This window comes from Sphingomonas sp. 28-62-11 (assembly GCF_002278865.1).
Lineage (GTDB): Bacteria > Pseudomonadota > Alphaproteobacteria > Sphingomonadales > Sphingomonadaceae > Sphingomonas.
On record NZ_NCGB01000023.1, the window covers coordinates 1 to 15,348 of the forward strand.

Genomic DNA, 15,348 nt, shown 5'->3' on the forward strand with positions numbered 1-15,348 from the left:
GCCGATGCTGCCAGGCGGGTTGTACAACCCCGCCCGCAAGGGCACGATGATAACCCCGGACTCTACTTATGAGTGGAGGAGAAAAGGGGAGCACGTCAAAAGCCCTCGCCACCGCCGATGCTGGGGGTGGCGTAAACAAATGTCGTTGCCAGTGCATTTTTGGCCGCCGCCACTTTTTCGCGCCCAGCAACAAGATCAGTTTTGGCGATGTAAAGGCCGTGAACAAGGCAGTTATAGGCTTTCCAAACACGATTGGAGTCATTCGACGGCCACAGTCCCTGCTCGCGCAATGGATCAGATGTGTAGAGCTGAACCGCAGCCAGCAAGGTGTTGACGACGCTCTGGTTGAGCTGGCCGTCAAGCATCAGGATCGTTTCGAGCAAGGCAAGCGGGGTGCCAATCTCCAGCGAATACCAGCCATAAGTCGACCGGGTAGCCGACGTGTTGTAGAAATTCTGAGCAATGCGTTGCAGCCCTGCATCGACCTGCGCCTTGAGCGTTGGATCGCCCTTCTTGCTCGATCGATCCATAAAATACGCCAGGGCCAACACCTGTACCCGGCGCGCAATCGACATGAGCAACAACCCATTATCTCTCTCAGCGTCAAGGTCTTGCCATAACCGCGCGTTTGCGGTGCTGAACGAGGCGGAGAGCGACGTTGCCTCTGCTGCGATGCCGGCAATGAAGTCATCGTACAAGACGGTGCCGTTCGTTCCACCGGTAACCATCGTTACGTAGCGGGCGCGCAGCGCGGTGAACTCACCGGCCGTCAGCGCAGGCGCCGTTTGCGCCAGAACCTGTTGGGGAAGGGCACCGCTGGCCAGTAACGCCGCACCCGACGCACTGCCACCCACGATTTCACGACGAGAAAATTGACCTGCCATCATCGCTCTCCTGACTATGAACCGGGCTTTGCGCCTCTGCGTCCATCATCAGGAATTGAACTAATCTTTGCAAGTTCAAATTTGTAAATATCCTATGACATAGTTCAAATATGAATTGCCTTGCCCGTGACTCCCATCGCCGCTTCCTTGAACGCTTCAGCGTGGGTGGGGTGGGCGTGGCAGGTATAGGCGATGTCTTCGCTGGTCGCGCCGAACTCCATGGCTTGGGCTGCCTGCGCGATCATCGAGCCGGCGACTGACGCGATCATCCAGACGCCGAGCACCCGATCGGTCTTGGCGTCGGCGATGACCTTCACAAAGCCGTCGGGCTCGTGGTTGGTCTTGGCGCGGCTGTTGGCGAGCATCGGGAATTTGCCGACCTTCACCTCTCCGCGTTCCTTGGCCTGCTCCTCGGTGAGGCCGACGCCAGCGATTTCGGGCCAGGTGTAGACGACCAGCGGGATGACATCGTGGTTCACGATGCCGGTGAGACCCGCGATATTCTCCGCGACCGCAATCCCTTCATCTTCGGCCTTGTGCGCGAGCATCGGGCCGGGGACGACATCGCCGATCGCCCAGATGCCGGGCACGCCGGTTTTGAAGCTGTGATCGATCTCGATCTGGCCGCGCTTGTTGGGGGTGATGCCTGCGGCTTCGAGGTTGAGCCCATCGGTATTGGGGCGGCGGCCGATCGAGACCAGCACGCAATCCGCGGTGATCGTCTCCGCCGCGCCACCGGCGGCGGGCTCGACCGTGATCGTCGCGGTGCTCCCATCGACCGCAACGCCGGTGACCTTGGTCGACAGGCGGAACTCGATGCCTTGCTTCTTGAAGATCTTGTTCGATTCCTTGCGGACCTCACCGTCAAAGCCGGGCAGGATCTGATCGAGATATTCGACGCACGTGACCTTGGCGCCGAGCCGCTTCCACACGCTCCCGAGCTCGAGCCCGATCACGCCGCCGCCGATGACGACGAGGTGTTCGGGCACCTTGGCCAGCTCAAGCGCGCCGGTGGAATCGACGATGATCTGCTTGTCATTATCGACGGCGACGCCGGGCAGCGGCGTCACGCTGGAGCCGGTGGCGATGACGATGTTCTTGGCGCGGTAGCTGGTGCCCGCCACCTCTACGGTATCGGTGCCGGTGAACCTGGCATGGCCCTTCAGCCATTCGACCTTGTTCTTTTTGAACAGGAAGGCGATGCCCCCGGTAAGCTGCTTGACCGCATCCTTCCGCTGCGCGTGGAGCGCATCCATGTCGAGCTCGACCGAACCGAGCTTGATGCCGAGCTTGGCCATCATGCCGTTCGATGCATCGTTGAAGAATTCGGACGCGTGCAGCATCGCCTTTGACGGAATGCAGCCGACATTGAGGCAGGTGCCGCCAAGCGTCTCGCGCGCCTCGACGCAGGCGGTTTTCAGCCCGAGCTGGGCCGCGCGGATGGCCGCTACGTACCCGCCGGGGCCGGAGCCGATGATGAGGACGTCGAAATCATAGTCAGCCATTGTTCTGCCTCACTGCGCCCCTGCGACTGCAAGTGGCTCGGAATTACAGGGTGCACTGCCTATGACCCTGGGCTCCCGCGTGCGCAGGAGCACTTGTTGATCTCAATCAGTGCCCCTGCGTACGCCGGAGCCCAGAATTACACAGGACTCCGCTCGTGGCCCTAGGCTCCTGCGTGCGCAGGAGCACGGACATCATCAAAACAGCGTGTCGTACAAATCCTTCCACTGCGGGTTGTCACGCTCAATGAGTTCGACCTTCCACGCTCGCTTCCATTTTTTCATCTGCAGCTCGCGATAGCGCGCGTTTTGCAGATCGTCTTGCACTTCAAACCAAACAAGAAGCGTGCAGCCATATTTCTTCGAAAAACCATCTATCATCCCGGTGCGGTGCTGGAACGCCCGGGCAGGTAGGTCGCTGGTCACACCGAGATAGAGGGTGCCGTTGCGCTTGCTGGCCATCAGGTAGACGTAACCGGCTTTCGTATAACTTCTCCCATCTTGTGCTCCTGCGCACGCAGGAGCACAGAGTTACGCAGGACTCCGCTTGTAGCCCTCGGCTCCTGCGTTCGCAGGAGCACTTATATTACAAATCGATCAGTATCCGCGTCGGGTCCTCGATAGCATTTTTCAGCGCCACGAGGAACGTCACGGCCTCTCGCCCGTCGATCAGGCGGTGATCATAGCTGAGCGCCAGATACATCATCGGGCGCACCACCACCTGCCCGTCGCGGACGACCGGGCGATCCTCGATGCGGTGGAGGCCGAGCACAGCGCTCTGCGGGGGGTTGATGATCGGGGTCGACATCAGGCTGCCGAACACGCCGCCGTTCGAGATGGTGAAGGTGCCGCCCTGCATCTCCTCCATCTTCAACGTGCCGTCCTTGGCGCGCTTGCCGAAATCGCCGATCGTGCGCTCGATCTGCGCGACCGACATCTGATCGGCGTTGCGGATCACCGGCACGACCAACCCGCCGGGCGAGGACACCGCGACCGAGATATCGGCATAATCGTGATAGACGATCTCGTCGCCTTCGATCGACGCGTTGACGCTGGGAACATCCTTCAGCGCCATGCATGCGGCCTTGGCGAAAAAGCCCATGAAACCGAGCCGGACGCCGTGCTTCTTTTCGAATAGGTCCTTGTACTTGTTGCGGGCCTCGATCACCGCCGACATGTCGACGTCGTTGAAGGTGGTGAGCATCGCCGCGCTGTTCTGGGCTTCCTTCAGCCGCTTGGCGATCGTCTGGCGCAGCCGCGTCATCCGAACGCGTTCTTCCTTACGGATGCCGGTGGTCGCGGCGCTCGGGAGCGGCGCGGGCAGCGGTGCGGCCGGGGCCGGTGCTGGCGCTGGCGCGCTCGCGGCCGCGAGGACATCGTCCTTGGTCAGGCGGCCATCCTTGCCGGTGCCCCTCACCGTGCCGGGATCGACCCCGGTTTCGAGCACCGCACGGCGCACTGAAGGCGAAAGCGCGGCGGCAGCGGCTGGTTCAGCCGGCGCGGGGGCGGGCGCAGGCGTTGACGACGTCGCAGCAGCCGGCGTTGCCCCCGCAGCATCGATCGTCGCGATCATCGCACCGACCAGCACGACATCGCCAACCTTCACCGCATGCTGGCCCATTACGCCCGCAGCGGGGGCGCCAACCTCGACCGAGACCTTGTCGGTCTCCAGACTCGCGACAGGCTCATCGAGCGCGACCGGATCGCCCGGCTGCTTCAGCCATTCGCCGAGTGTTGCCTCGGTAATCGATTCACCCAGAACGGGGACTTTGACTTCGGTTGCCATTTTTTCTTCTGCCTTATTGTGCTTCCGCGAAGGCGGGAGCCCAGTCTGGGTTCCCGCCTTCGCGGGAACACAAGGGTTGGTCACGATTTGCGGGTGCGCCTTATTTCCCCACGGACATTATGGCCCAGCGCATCGGCGATCAGCGCGGCCTGTTCGGTCTGGTGGCGCTTCATCAGGCCAGTCGCGGGCGATGCCGCTGCCGTGCGCCCGGCATAGCGCGGGCGCGCGACCTTGCCGCCGGCATTGGCAAGGCTTTCCTCGATAAACGGTTCGACGAAGCTCCACGCGCCGTTGTTCTTCGGTTCTTCCTGCGCCCAGACCACGGTTTCGAGATTGGTCATGCGCTTCAGCCGGATTGTCAGCGGTTCGCCCGGGAAGGGATAAAGCTGCTCGAGCCGCACGATCGCCGTATTGGTATCGCCTGCCGCGTTGCGCGCTTCCATCAGATCATAGGCGACCTTGCCGGTGCACAGCACAAGCCGCTTCACATCTTCGTCCTTCGGCGCCCATGGATCGGACAGGATCCGCATGAAATGGCTTTCGCCCTGGAAATCCGCCGCCTTCGATACCGCGAGCTTGTGCCGCAGCAGCGATTTGGGGGTGAAGACGACCAGGGGTTTACGGAAATTACGGTGCATCTGCCGCCGCAGCAGGTGGAAGTAATTGGCGGGCGTGGTGCAGTTCGCCACCTGCATGTTATCCTGCGCGCACAGCTGCAGGAAGCGCTCGGGCCGCGCCGAACTATGCTCCGGCCCCTGCCCTTCATAGCCATGCGGCAACAGCATCACGAGGCCATTGGCGCGCAGCCACTTGGCCTCGCCCGCAGCGATGAACTGATCGATCATGATCTGCGCGCCGTTCATGAAATCGCCGAACTGCGCTTCCCAGATCACCAGTGTCTTGGGATCGGCGAGTGCGTAGCCATATTCGAAACCGAGCACGCCATACTCGCTGAGCGGGCTGTCGAGCACTTCGAAGCTGCCATGCTCGATCGTCCAGAGCGGCACGTATTTATGCTCATCGGTCTGATCGACCCACACTGCGTGGCGCTGGCTGAAGGTGCCGCGCCCCGAATCCTGGCCAGACAGGCGGACGCCGTACCCTTCCGAGAGCAGCGAGCCGAAGGCGAGCGCCTCGCCGGTCGCCCAATCGAAATTCTCACCCGATTTGAACATCTCGCGCTTGGCATCGATGACGCGGGCAAGCGTTTTGTGGATCTTCACGGAATCTGGCACCGTCGTCAGCGTGCGGCCGATGCTGTCGAACAGTTTCGGCTCAAGCCCGGTCACGATGTTGCGGCGCGCGCTTTCGGGATCGGCAGGGGCGTGCAGGCCGGACCAGCGGCCCGCGAACCAGTCGGCCTTGTTCGGCTTGTAATTCGCGCCTGCCTCAAACTCGTTTTCGAGCAAGGCAACGAACTGGTTGACCGTATCGTCGATCCACGCCTGATCAATCACGCCTTCAGCCATCAGCTTCTTGCCGTAAACTTCGCTGACATGCGGGTGCTGGCGGATGCGATCATACATCAGCGGCTGGGTGAAGCTCGGCTCGTCGCCTTCGTTATGGCCGAAGCGGCGATAGCACCACATATCGATCACGATATCGCGCTTGAACTTCTGGCGGAATTCGATCGCCATCTTGCAGGCAAAGATTCGATCGCCATCTTGCAGGCAAAGGTCACCGCTTCGGGATCATCACCATTAACGTGAAAGATCGGTGCCTGGACGCCCTTGGCGACGTCCGACGGATAGGGTGACGAGCGCGCATATTGCGGGCTCGTCGTGAAGCCGATCTGGTTGTTGATCACGAAATGCAGGCAACCGCCGGTATTGTAGCCGCGAATGCCCGAGAAGCCGAGGCACTCCCACACGATCCCCTGCCCCGCAAACGCGGCGTCGCCGTGGATCAGCACGGGCAGCGAGCCGGTATGATCGGTCAGATCGCCCGCGATCGTCTGAATGGCGCGGACCTTGCCGAGCACGACCGGATCGGCAGCCTCGAGGTGCGAGGGATTGGCCACCAGCGACATATGGACGTTGATGCCGTCAAACTCGCGATCGGTGCTGGTGCCGAGGTGATATTTCACATCGCCCGAACCCGCGACGTCATCGGGATTGTCCGAGCCGCCACCGAATTCGTGGAAGATGACTCGATAAGCCTTGGCCATCACGTTGGCGAGCACGTTCAGCCGGCCGCGATGGGCCATGCCGTACACAATCTCGCGCACGCCGAACTGGCCGCCATACTTAATCACGCTTTCAAGCGCGGGGATCATGCTCTCGCCGCCATCGAGCCCGAACCGCTTGGTGCCGACATATTTGCGGCCGAGGAATTTCTCCCACTGTTCGGCCTCGATCACTTTTTTCATGATCGCCTTCTTGCCCATCGGCGAGAATTCGATGGCCTTGTCCTGGCCCTCCATTCGGTCTTGGAGGAAGCGGCGCTCCTCCACATCCGAGATGTGCATATATTCGAGGCCGACCGGGCCGCAGTAATTCTTCTGCAGCACCGCCACGATTTCGCGCACGGTGCCCCATTGCATGCCAAGCGCGCCGCCGAGATAGACCGGCTTGTCGAGATCGGCGCCCGAAAAGCCGTGATATTCGGGCGTCAGATCGGCGGGCAGTTCCTGCTTGGCGATGCCCAGCGGATCGAGCTTGGCGGCGAGATGCCCGCGCACCCGGTAGGTGCGGATCAGCATCATTGCGCGGATCGAGTCAGCAGCGGCGGAGGTGACATCGGCGGTCGACGGCGCGGCGGCGACTGCGGGCTTGGGCGCGGCAGCCTTGGCTGGCTTCGCTACAGGCTCCATCTGGCTCGGGTCGAGCGCGGCCGTCAGATCGTCGGTCGTCGTCGCGGGCCAGTTCGCCTGCTGCCAGCTCGGGCCCTGTTCGCTGCCCTCCAGCCCCTCGAAAAATCCGCGCCAGCCCGGTTCGACATCATCGGGCGATTCTTTGTACCGCGCATAAAGCGTTTCGATGAAAGCGGGGCTCACCGAGCCTGCGAGCGCTTCGAAATCCTGGCCTTCATAGCCCATTGCCAACGTCCTTGTTGGGCTTCCGCCTTCGCGGGAGCACAAATCACTTTACCCGTTCAGCACCGCGAGCAACGTTGTGCCCAGTTCGCTGGGCGAATCCGCCATGCGGATGCCCGCCGATTGCATCATCGCGATCTTGCCTTCGGCGCCGCCCTGGCCGCCCGAAACGATCGCGCCAGCATGGCCCATGCGCCGACCCGGTGGTGCCGTGATCCCCGCGATGAAGCCCGCCATCGGCTTTTTCCGGCCGCGCTTGGCTTCGTCGATCAGGAATTGTGCGGCTTCTTCTTCGGCCGATCCGCCGATTTCGCCAATCATGATGATCGACTTGGTCTCGTCATCGGCGAGGAACAGTTCGAGCATGTCGATGAAGTTGGTGCCGTTGACCGGATCGCCACCGATGCCGACTGCGGTCGACTGGCCGAGCCCGGCGTTGCTGGTCTGGAACACAGCTTCATAGGTCAGCGTGCCCGAGCGCGAGACGACGCCGACCGAGCCCTTTTTGAAGATGCTACCGGGCATGATGCCGATCTTGCACTCGCCGGGGGTGAGCACACCGGGGCAATTGGGACCGATCAGCCGTGATTTGCTGCCCGACAGCGAGCGCTTGACCTTGACCATGTCGAGCACCGGAATGCCCTCGGTAATGCAGACAATCAGCGGCACTTGCGCATCGATCGCCTCAAGGATCGAATCCGCAGCGAACGCTGGCGGCACATAAACGACCGATGCGGTCGCGCCTGTCTTCGCGACCGCCTCATGCACGGTATCATACACCGGCAGATCAAGATGCGTGGTGCCGCCTTTGCCCGGCGTAACGCCGGCAACCATCTGCGTGCCATATTCCAGCGCCGCCTTGGTATGGAAGCTGCCGGTTTCGCCGGTCATCCCTTGCGTGATGACCTTGGTGTTCTTGTCGACGAGGATGCTCATGGGGCGGATACGCTCCGTTTTTAAAGGGTCAATTCGGCCAGGGCCGGTCGGGATCGAGATCGTGCAGCCGGGTCATGATGTCGTCCCAGCTGTATGGGCATGTTTCAGGCAAATGATGCGCAGGGACGCCTGTTTCCTCTTCCACATCCTCAGGTATTCCGAGATAGGCCAACTCTATAGCTTCGTCGCGCCTCGCCTTATAACTAGGATTGTCGGCTAGCAGCTTGGTAACTGCGCGGCGTTGACTGCGGATTGTCTTGCGCCAGCTTTGCCCGCGCAGGTCGGGCTGATAATCCCATTTGAGCATGTGAAAGACGATGAGTTCGATGGCGCTGCTGAATGCGCGGAATTCGCTTCTGCCCACGCTTTCGACCTCATCAACCAAATTTGCGATGTCAAGTTCGTCAAACCGATGTTCGCGCAGTAACATTGCCTGCGCCTCGAGCCATGCCGCAAAATCCTCTTCATACGCCGGGTAGTTCCGCCGCGCCGAGGAAAGTGGATCATGTTCAGCCATGCAATCTCAATATCATGATCAGCTCTGCGTTCGTAGTCAGTTCAGCGACCCGTCGATCGCCTTGCACGCCACCAGCAGTTCCTTCACCGCATCGACCGAGACCTTCAGGTTCGCCTTCGCCTCATCATCCAGCGCGATTTCGACGATCTGCTCGACACCGCCGGCACCGATGACCACGGGCACGCCGACATAGAGATTGTCGATGCCGTACTGGCCGGTCAGATGCGCCGCGGCGGGGAGGACGCGCTTCTGGTCGTAGAGATAGGCCTCTGCCATCGCGATGCCGCTGGTGGCAGGCGCGTAATAAGCCGAGCCGGTCTTGAGCAGCGCGACAATCTCGCCGCCGCCGCTGCGGGTGCGTGCGACGATCGCGTCGATGCGCTCCTTGGTCGAACGGCCCATCGCGATCAGATCGGGCACCGGGATGCCCGATACGGTCGAATACTGGATCACCGGGACCATCGTATCGCCATGGCCTCCGAGCACGAAGCTGGTGACGTCCTTGACCGAGACCTTGAATTCATCCGCGAGGAAATGGCTGAACCGCGCGCTATCGAGCACGCCGGCCATGCCGACGACCTTGTTGTGCGGCAGGCCGGAAAATTCGCGCAGCGCCCAAACCATCGCGTCGAGTGGGTTGGTGATGCAGATGACGAACGCGTCGGGCGCGTTGGCGGCAATGCCCTGACCCACGGCCTTCATCACCTTCAGGTTGATGCCGAGCAGATCGTCGCGGCTCATACCGGGCTTACGGGCGACACCAGCGGTGACAATGATGACGTCTGCGCCCGCGATATCGGCGTAATTGTTCGATCCCGTGATCGTCGCGTCGAAACCCTCTACGGGGCCGCACTGCGACAGATCGAGTGCCTTGCCCTGCGGCACACCCTCTACAACGTCGAACAACACGATATCGCCAAGGCCCTTCAAGGCGGCGAGATGGGCGAGCGTGCCGCCAATGTTACCAGCACCGATCAGCGCGATTTTCTTGCGAGCCATCTTCATCCTCCGGCGACGGGGCGGGTGCAGAAAGGTCCCGCAAAGCGTTCGCGGCTTAGGCGCTTTGGCAGGGCGCTGCAACCGGGCAAATGCCCTAAATATGCCCCTTAATGATAACGCTTCTCAATTGCGAGAAATCGTCCCGTCAATGTGCGCCATGCCCCCGCGCAAGGTAAAGATCGGACTGCATTTCTTCCAGGCGCGACACCGTTCGTTCGAATTCGAACGCGCCATCGCCCGTCACATAGAGTGCGCCGGGAGATGCATCTGCCGCCGCGATCAGCTTGACGTTGTTTTCGTACAGCGCGTCGATCAGCGTCACGAAGCGCGCCGCCTCATTGCGATTTTCGGGCCCCAATTGCGGAATGCCGACGATGAAGACGGTATGGAAACGCCGCGCGATCGCCAGATAATCGGCCGCCCCACGCGGCTCGCCGCACAGCCGCTTGAACGAGAATACAGCGACCCCCTTCAGGCTTTTCGGCACGTGCAGCGTGCGGCCGCCTTGTACCGGAATATCCTCGGTCGGCACATGTGCGCGGTCTTCGGGCGGATAATCGGTTAGCCGAAAGAATGCCGATGACAGCGCCTTGGTTGCGGCCGGACCATTGGGCACCAGCCACATGTCCATTTGGCCGAGGCGATCGCGGCGGTAATCGATCGGGCCATTCAGGCTGACGACCTGCGTCTTTTCCTGAATCAGCGCGATGAAGGGCAGAAAAAGTTCGCGGTTCAGCCCGTCCTTGTAGAGTTCGGTCGGGGCCCGGTTGCTTGTCGCGACCACCGTCAGCCCGCGCGCCCACATCGCGGTGAACAGACGAGAGAGGATGGCGGCATCGGCCATGTTGTTGACGACCATCTCATCAAACGCGATCAGCCGCGCCTCGCCGACCATCGCGGTGGCGACGGGGACGATCGGGTCACCCGCCTCCTTCTTTCGTTCCTCGGCGATGCGCTGATGTACTTCGAGCATGAACTCGTGGAAATGGACGCGGCGTTTGCGGCGCACATCGACGCAGCTGTAAAACAAGTCCATCAGCATCGATTTGCCGCGCCCGACGCCACCCCACAAATACACCCCGCGCGGTGGCTCCGGCGGGCGACCGAGTGCACGCCACAAGACGGAGCCACGCTTCGGCGTCGCCTCCAGATCCGTCGCGAGCGCCGCGAGCGTCAATACGGCCGCCTGCTGCTCGCGATCGGGTCGCAACTCACCCGCCTTGAGCAACTGGTTATACCGATCGAGCACGAAGGTCACGTCACCAGTCCCCATCCCTTGTCATGCTGAACATGGTCCAGCGTCCGCAACACGGCCAAGACAGCTCGCCATTGCGGCATAGCTGGCCCTGAAACAAGTTTGGGGTGAGATCATGGCAGGCATAAACGCGCCGGAAGAAAACGACGTCAGGCTTGTCGCTTCGTCGGTTTGCGGATCGTACCCGAAAAGGCGAGGATCTTGTTCTCCCCTTCGCCATCGCCCTGCACCACCAGCCCGCGCAGGAACAGCAGTCGCCCGGTTTCGCGCAGCAATTCCACCTGCGCCTCGATCGGCTGGCCGACAACGCCGCGCCCCATAAACTGAGTCGACAGATCGAGCGTCACCGCGGTGCCCGCTTCGATCAGGCCGAACCCGCGCGATGCCGCGAACAGCGCCATATCGACAAAGCCGAGCAAGGCGCCGCCATGCACCGCATTGCTGAGGTTGGAATGCTGGTGCCCCGGCGTCATCCGCACGCGGGCGATTTGCCCCTCCACCTTCAGCAGAAACGGCCCGAACAGGCTGTTGAACCGGGTGGGATCAGCCAGTGCCCAGGTCATCCAGCCGGGGTGATCGGGCGATTCGGTGTAGAGGAAGGGGGGTGGCTGGTTGGTCACAACAAAAAACCGTTCGTGTCGAGCGAAGTCGAGACACCCTGCGCAGCGCCCGTGGCACGTCCCCCCGATATCTCGACCATGCTCGACAGGGCCTTCGCTCGGGACAAACGGTTCGTTGGGTGCGAGGTTAAACCACCCGTTCGACTTCCATCTTCTTGATCTCTGCGATCGCCTTGGCGGGGTTGAGGCCCTTGGGGCACACATTCGCGCAGTTCATGATCGTGTGGCAGCGATAGAGCCGGAACGGGTCCTGCAGCTCATCAAGCCGCTCGCCGGTCATCTCATCACGGCTGTCGGCCAGCCAGCGATAGGCCTGGAGCAGAATGGCGGGGCCGAGAAACTTGTCGGCATTCCACCAATAGCTGGGGCAGCTCGTCGAGCAGCAGGCGCACAGGATGCATTCGTACAGCCCGTCAAGCTTGGCGCGGTCGGCCGGCGACTGGAGCCGTTCCTTGCCCGATGGCGGCGGGGTGACGGTCTGCAGCCATGGCTTGATCGAGGCATATTGCGCGTAGAAATGGGTGAAATCGGGCACGAGATCCTTGATCACGCTCATCGCGGGCAGCGGCGTGATCTGCACATCGCCCTTCACATCCTCGATCGCCTTGGTGCAGGCGAGCGTGTTGGCGCCATCGATGTTCATCGAGCAGGAGCCGCAAATCCCCTCGCGGCACGAGCGGCGGAAGGTGAGCGACGAATCCTGCTCGGCCTTCATCTTGATCAGCGCATCGAGCACCATCGGGCCGCACTCGTCGAGATTGATCTCGAACGTATCGAAATGCGGATTCTGGCCGCTATCGGGATCATAACGATAGACTTTGAACTTCTTGATCCGCGTCGCCTCGCTGCCGTCAGCCGATTTGGGCGCCTTGTGCACCTTGCCCTGGGGCTTGATCTTGCTGTTCTTCGGCAGGAAAAATTCGGCCATCGCTCAACTCGTCCTATCAGGTGCGCGGGGGCTTAAACGGCCCCGATACAAGGGTCGATACATGACCGGGCGCGGCCCCGCAAATGTTTGTGCACGCCTTGCGTACGGCAATAGTGCCGGGTAGCGCGACGCGATGCGGCTCGACCAATGCCATAATGTGGATGATTTCCGTCGGCTCGCCAAAGCGCGGCTGCCGGGGCCGGTATTTCACTATATCGACGGTGCAGCAGACGACGAAGTCACGCGGCGGCGCAATACTGCCGCTTATGAAACGTGCGACCTGGTGCCTAACGTTCTGGCGGGCGTGCAGGAGATCGACACCAGCGTGACGGTGATGGGCAAGCGCATCGCCATGCCGCTGTTCCTTTCCCCCACCGCGCTGCAACGGCTGTTCCACTGGCGCGGCGAGCGCGCAGTGGCGGCAGCGGCGGAGAAGTTCGACACCTGGTTCGGGATTTCCTCGCTCGCCACCGTCAGCATCGAGGAGATCGGCCGGACGATCGCCTCTCCCAAGCTTTTCCAACTCTATGTTCACAAGGACAAGGGGCTGAACGCGGCGATGATCTCGGCGTGCAAGGCGGCGAAATTCGATGCCATCGCGCTGACGGTCGACACAATCGTCGGCGGCAATCGCGAGCGGTGCCTGCGGACGGGCTTCACCTCGCCGCCGCGGCTCACGCCCTCTTCGGCGCTTAGCTTTGCAATGCATCCGCGCTGGACGCTCGACTATTTGCTGCGCGAGCCGTTCGAGCTATCGAACCTGAAGGATTATCTCGACGAAGGATCGCGCAAATCGATGTCGGTCGGTGAGTATTTCACCAAAATGCTCGACCAGTCGCTGGACTGGAAAACCGCCGAGGCGATCCGCGCCGATTGGGGCGGCGAATTCTGCCTGAAGGGGATCATGTCAGTGGATGATGCTCGCCGCGCGATCGATATCGGCGCGACGGCGATCATGGTATCGAACCATGGCGGCCGCCAGCTCGATGGAAGCCGCGCACCGTTCGATCAGCTGGCGGAGATTGTCGACGCGGTCGGCGACCGGATCGACGTGATCTGCGACGGCGGCATCACGCGTGGATCGCATGTGCTGAAGGCTCTAAGCGTCGGGGCAAAGGCGTGCTCCGGGGGACGGCTGTATCTCTATGCGCTCGCCGCCGCCGGTCAGGCGGGGGTGGAACGGACGCTGGGCAATCTGCAGGCCGAAATCATCCGCGACATGAAACTGATGGGCGCGAAATCGGTGAGCGATCTGGGGCGCGGCAATTTGCGCTGGCGGTAACCAAGGACAACGGTTGAATCCGGAATTGCAAGTCACCCGCCGAGACAATATCCTTCGACCAACCTTGGGGGAATTGGGCATGGGGAAGCTTCACACCGCATTCATTCTGTCAGCAGCTTTGCTTGGTGGTATCGCCATTGCACAACGAGCGTTGCCAACCGCCACAGGCCCGGACGGACAGAGCTATCGCGCCGTAAACCCGGCCGTCGTTCAAGGCATTATGTCAAAAATGCAGTCTCGCCTGCCGGTCAACAGTTCAAAACTTGATCTGCAAAAAGGCCTCAATGTCTGCCTTGCTGATTGCGCGAAGCTGGTCGATGCCGAATCGGTAACTGGCAAAGGCTGCGGCGAGATGAAGCCGGATACGAAATTTGACGGCGTGGTAACAACCGAATGCAAAAAGAAGACCTCGATATCTATCCCGGCATCGGCATTCATTCCGCAGTGTGAACAGGCTTGCAGGGACAAGTTTCGTTATTGAGCGAAGAGCCTATCGGCTCTCAAACTTCCGCCGCGACTGACATCACCGCCGCTGCAGCAGCTCGATCGCCGGGCGCCCGACTGGCGCGGTAGCCCCCTTGGGCGTCCGCTTATCCAGTTCGGCAAGCCATTCGCTGGCCCGCGCGCCGATCGACGTCTGCGGCTGCGAGGGGGGTAGCCGATCGGCATTTTCCCATTTCGCAACCAGCGCGGTTGCTTCGGCACTGGCCGCCGCGAGTGGCTGCCCCTTGCGCAGCGCGTTGTTGATCAGCGCGTCGCCGTAAAAGGTCCAGTCATTGTCCGATTGGCACCCGAAGGAGGAACGATCCCCTGACGACGCCGTGAGCACCGCCGTCTCCGCTCCGGCCAGCGCGGGGACGAAAATGCCCGAGTAACAGGCGCTGACGATCACCAGCCGCCGCTCGATCCCCAGCGCGCCCAGCATTGCCGCAAGCCGCGGGGGGGAGATCGCGCCGAACCCCTGATCGGCATCGTTATAGACAATGCCGATCGGCGCACCGTGGCTGGTGGTATAGAGGATCAGCACGTCTTCGCGGGCGTCCATCAGCTCGGCGATGCGCGACAGCGCAATGCTCAAATGATCGGGGCTGCCGCGTGGCAGATCGCTCGGCGCGCTGCCATCGCTGCCCGCCAGAACGACCGTGCGGCCCGCCGCGTCATAACGCCGCGCAAGCACCTTCGCGGCCTCCCGCGCCTCGCGCCCGAACACCGGATCGCTGTCGAGCGCGATCGACACGACATAGGCATCGACCACCCCTTTGCGCTGCGGCAGCAACCCTCCGATCGCCCGCGCGATGCGGCGATGCTCGGCGAGCATATCATCTGGCGCCCGGTCCCGCTCCACCTGCATTCCGCCATTGGCGTAGGCGATCAGGTCATCGGTCCCGTTACCGATCACCGGCGGCGGGCGCGTGTGTTGCGGCGCGCGATACTGGGTGGATTGCTGCGCCGTTGACGCGCCGGCAAGGCCCGCGAGCAGCACCGCCATGGTCAACCGTACTGCCGCCCTTACCCGCACACCGCGCCCCTTACTGCCAACCAACATGTCGGTGGTTGGGGGCGACGGAGTCAACGGGGATTGCGCCTCCGCATCCCGCTAGACAC

Annotated in this window: 13 protein-coding genes and 1 pseudogene; 2 read left to right on the forward strand and 12 right to left on the reverse strand. The window is 61.9% G+C overall.

The features are described 5' to 3' along the window. Positions 1 to 95: 95 nt before the first annotated feature. From B7Y49_RS09530 to B7Y49_RS09580, 11 genes and pseudogenes are all read right to left on the reverse strand, one after another. Positions 96 to 884, reverse strand: a complete 789-nt coding sequence (locus B7Y49_RS09530) for a hypothetical protein (protein ID WP_374127356.1) — start codon at positions 882 to 884, stop codon at positions 96 to 98. Positions 885 to 988: 104 nt separating this feature from the next. Continuing rightward, a complete protein-coding gene (gene lpdA / locus B7Y49_RS09535; RefSeq protein ID WP_374127357.1) occupies positions 989 to 2,389 on the reverse strand; it encodes an NAD(P)/FAD-dependent oxidoreductase in 1,401 nt (466 codons plus the stop codon). Positions 2,390 to 2,584: 195 nt separating this feature from the next. Then, positions 2,585 to 2,851, reverse strand: a complete 267-nt coding sequence (locus B7Y49_RS09540; RefSeq protein WP_374127397.1) for a GIY-YIG nuclease family protein — start codon at positions 2,849 to 2,851, stop codon at positions 2,585 to 2,587. Positions 2,852 to 2,972: 121 nt separating this feature from the next. Continuing rightward, positions 2,973 to 4,172 (reverse strand): dihydrolipoyllysine-residue succinyltransferase, encoded by a 1,200-nt coding sequence (odhB, locus tag B7Y49_RS09545; RefSeq protein WP_374127358.1) that lies wholly within the window; start codon positions 4,170 to 4,172, stop codon positions 2,973 to 2,975. An 80-nt stretch (positions 4,173 to 4,252) separates the two neighbouring features. After that, positions 4,253 to 7,209 (reverse strand): annotated as a pseudogene (locus tag B7Y49_RS09550) (2-oxoglutarate dehydrogenase E1 component). Positions 7,210 to 7,257: 48 nt separating this feature from the next. After that, a complete protein-coding gene (gene sucD, locus B7Y49_RS09555) occupies positions 7,258 to 8,142 on the reverse strand; it encodes a succinate--CoA ligase subunit alpha (protein ID WP_374127359.1) in 885 nt (294 codons plus the stop codon). Between the two features lie 28 nt (positions 8,143 to 8,170). Next, on the reverse strand, positions 8,171 to 8,659 hold the full coding sequence (locus B7Y49_RS09560) for a DUF29 domain-containing protein (RefSeq protein ID WP_374127360.1): 489 nt from the start codon (positions 8,657 to 8,659) through the stop codon (positions 8,171 to 8,173). 36 nt (positions 8,660 to 8,695) lie between these two features. Continuing rightward, positions 8,696 to 9,658: a malate dehydrogenase gene (gene mdh / locus B7Y49_RS09565; protein ID WP_374127361.1), complete on the reverse strand. Its 963-nt coding sequence runs from the start codon at positions 9,656 to 9,658 to the stop codon at positions 8,696 to 8,698. Between the two features lie 145 nt (positions 9,659 to 9,803). After that, positions 9,804 to 10,916 carry an AFG1/ZapE family ATPase gene (gene zapE, locus B7Y49_RS09570; protein ID WP_374127398.1) on the reverse strand — a complete coding sequence of 371 codons (1,113 nt, stop codon included), beginning with the start codon at positions 10,914 to 10,916 and terminating at the stop codon, positions 9,804 to 9,806. Positions 10,917 to 11,062: 146 nt separating this feature from the next. After that, the gene (locus B7Y49_RS09575) at positions 11,063 to 11,533 is read right to left on the reverse strand and encodes a PaaI family thioesterase (RefSeq protein ID WP_374127362.1); all 471 of its coding nucleotides are present in this window, start codon (positions 11,531 to 11,533) and stop codon (positions 11,063 to 11,065) included. A 127-nt stretch (positions 11,534 to 11,660) separates the two neighbouring features. After that, positions 11,661 to 12,461 carry a succinate dehydrogenase iron-sulfur subunit gene (locus B7Y49_RS09580; protein WP_374127363.1) on the reverse strand — a complete coding sequence of 267 codons (801 nt, stop codon included), beginning with the start codon at positions 12,459 to 12,461 and terminating at the stop codon, positions 11,661 to 11,663. A gap of 133 nt (positions 12,462 to 12,594) precedes the next feature. Here B7Y49_RS09580 and B7Y49_RS09585 point away from each other — a divergent pair, with 133 nt between their 5' ends. Both B7Y49_RS09585 and B7Y49_RS09590 read left to right on the forward strand, forming a co-directional pair. Further along, positions 12,595 to 13,743: an alpha-hydroxy acid oxidase gene (locus B7Y49_RS09585; RefSeq protein ID WP_374127364.1), complete on the forward strand. Its 1,149-nt coding sequence runs from the start codon at positions 12,595 to 12,597 to the stop codon at positions 13,741 to 13,743. Positions 13,744 to 13,756: 13 nt separating this feature from the next. Further along, positions 13,757 to 14,224, forward strand: coding sequence for a hypothetical protein (locus B7Y49_RS09590; RefSeq protein ID WP_374127365.1), 468 nt, complete (start codon positions 13,757 to 13,759; stop codon positions 14,222 to 14,224). Between the two features lie 42 nt (positions 14,225 to 14,266). Here the strand turns inward: B7Y49_RS09590 and B7Y49_RS09595 are convergent, their stop codons facing one another. Next, positions 14,267 to 15,289 (reverse strand): C13 family peptidase, encoded by a 1,023-nt coding sequence (locus B7Y49_RS09595; protein ID WP_374127366.1) that lies wholly within the window; start codon positions 15,287 to 15,289, stop codon positions 14,267 to 14,269. Between the last annotated feature and the right edge of the window lie 59 nt (positions 15,290 to 15,348).

Excerpts from the sequence above, each read along its gene's own strand:
- B7Y49_RS09530 (WP_374127356.1), bottom strand. The coding sequence starts at position 884 with ATGGCAGGTCAATTTTCTCGTCGTGAAATCGTGGGTGGCAGTGCGTCG.
- lpdA (WP_374127357.1), bottom strand. The coding sequence starts at position 2,389 with ATGGCTGACTATGATTTCGACGTCCTCATCATCGGCTCCGGCCCCGGC.
- odhB (WP_374127358.1), bottom strand. The coding sequence starts at position 4,172 with ATGGCAACCGAAGTCAAAGTCCCCGTTCTGGGTGAATCGATTACCGAG.
- sucD (WP_374127359.1), bottom strand. The coding sequence starts at position 8,142 with ATGAGCATCCTCGTCGACAAGAACACCAAGGTCATCACGCAAGGGATG.
- B7Y49_RS09560 (WP_374127360.1), bottom strand. The coding sequence starts at position 8,659 with ATGGCTGAACATGATCCACTTTCCTCGGCGCGGCGGAACTACCCGGCG.
- mdh (WP_374127361.1), bottom strand. The coding sequence starts at position 9,658 with ATGGCTCGCAAGAAAATCGCGCTGATCGGTGCTGGTAACATTGGCGGC.
- B7Y49_RS09580 (WP_374127363.1), bottom strand. The coding sequence starts at position 12,461 with ATGGCCGAATTTTTCCTGCCGAAGAACAGCAAGATCAAGCCCCAGGGC.
- B7Y49_RS09585 (WP_374127364.1), top strand. The coding sequence starts at position 12,595 with ATGCGGCTCGACCAATGCCATAATGTGGATGATTTCCGTCGGCTCGCC.
- B7Y49_RS09595 (WP_374127366.1), bottom strand. The coding sequence starts at position 15,289 with ATGTTGGTTGGCAGTAAGGGGCGCGGTGTGCGGGTAAGGGCGGCAGTA.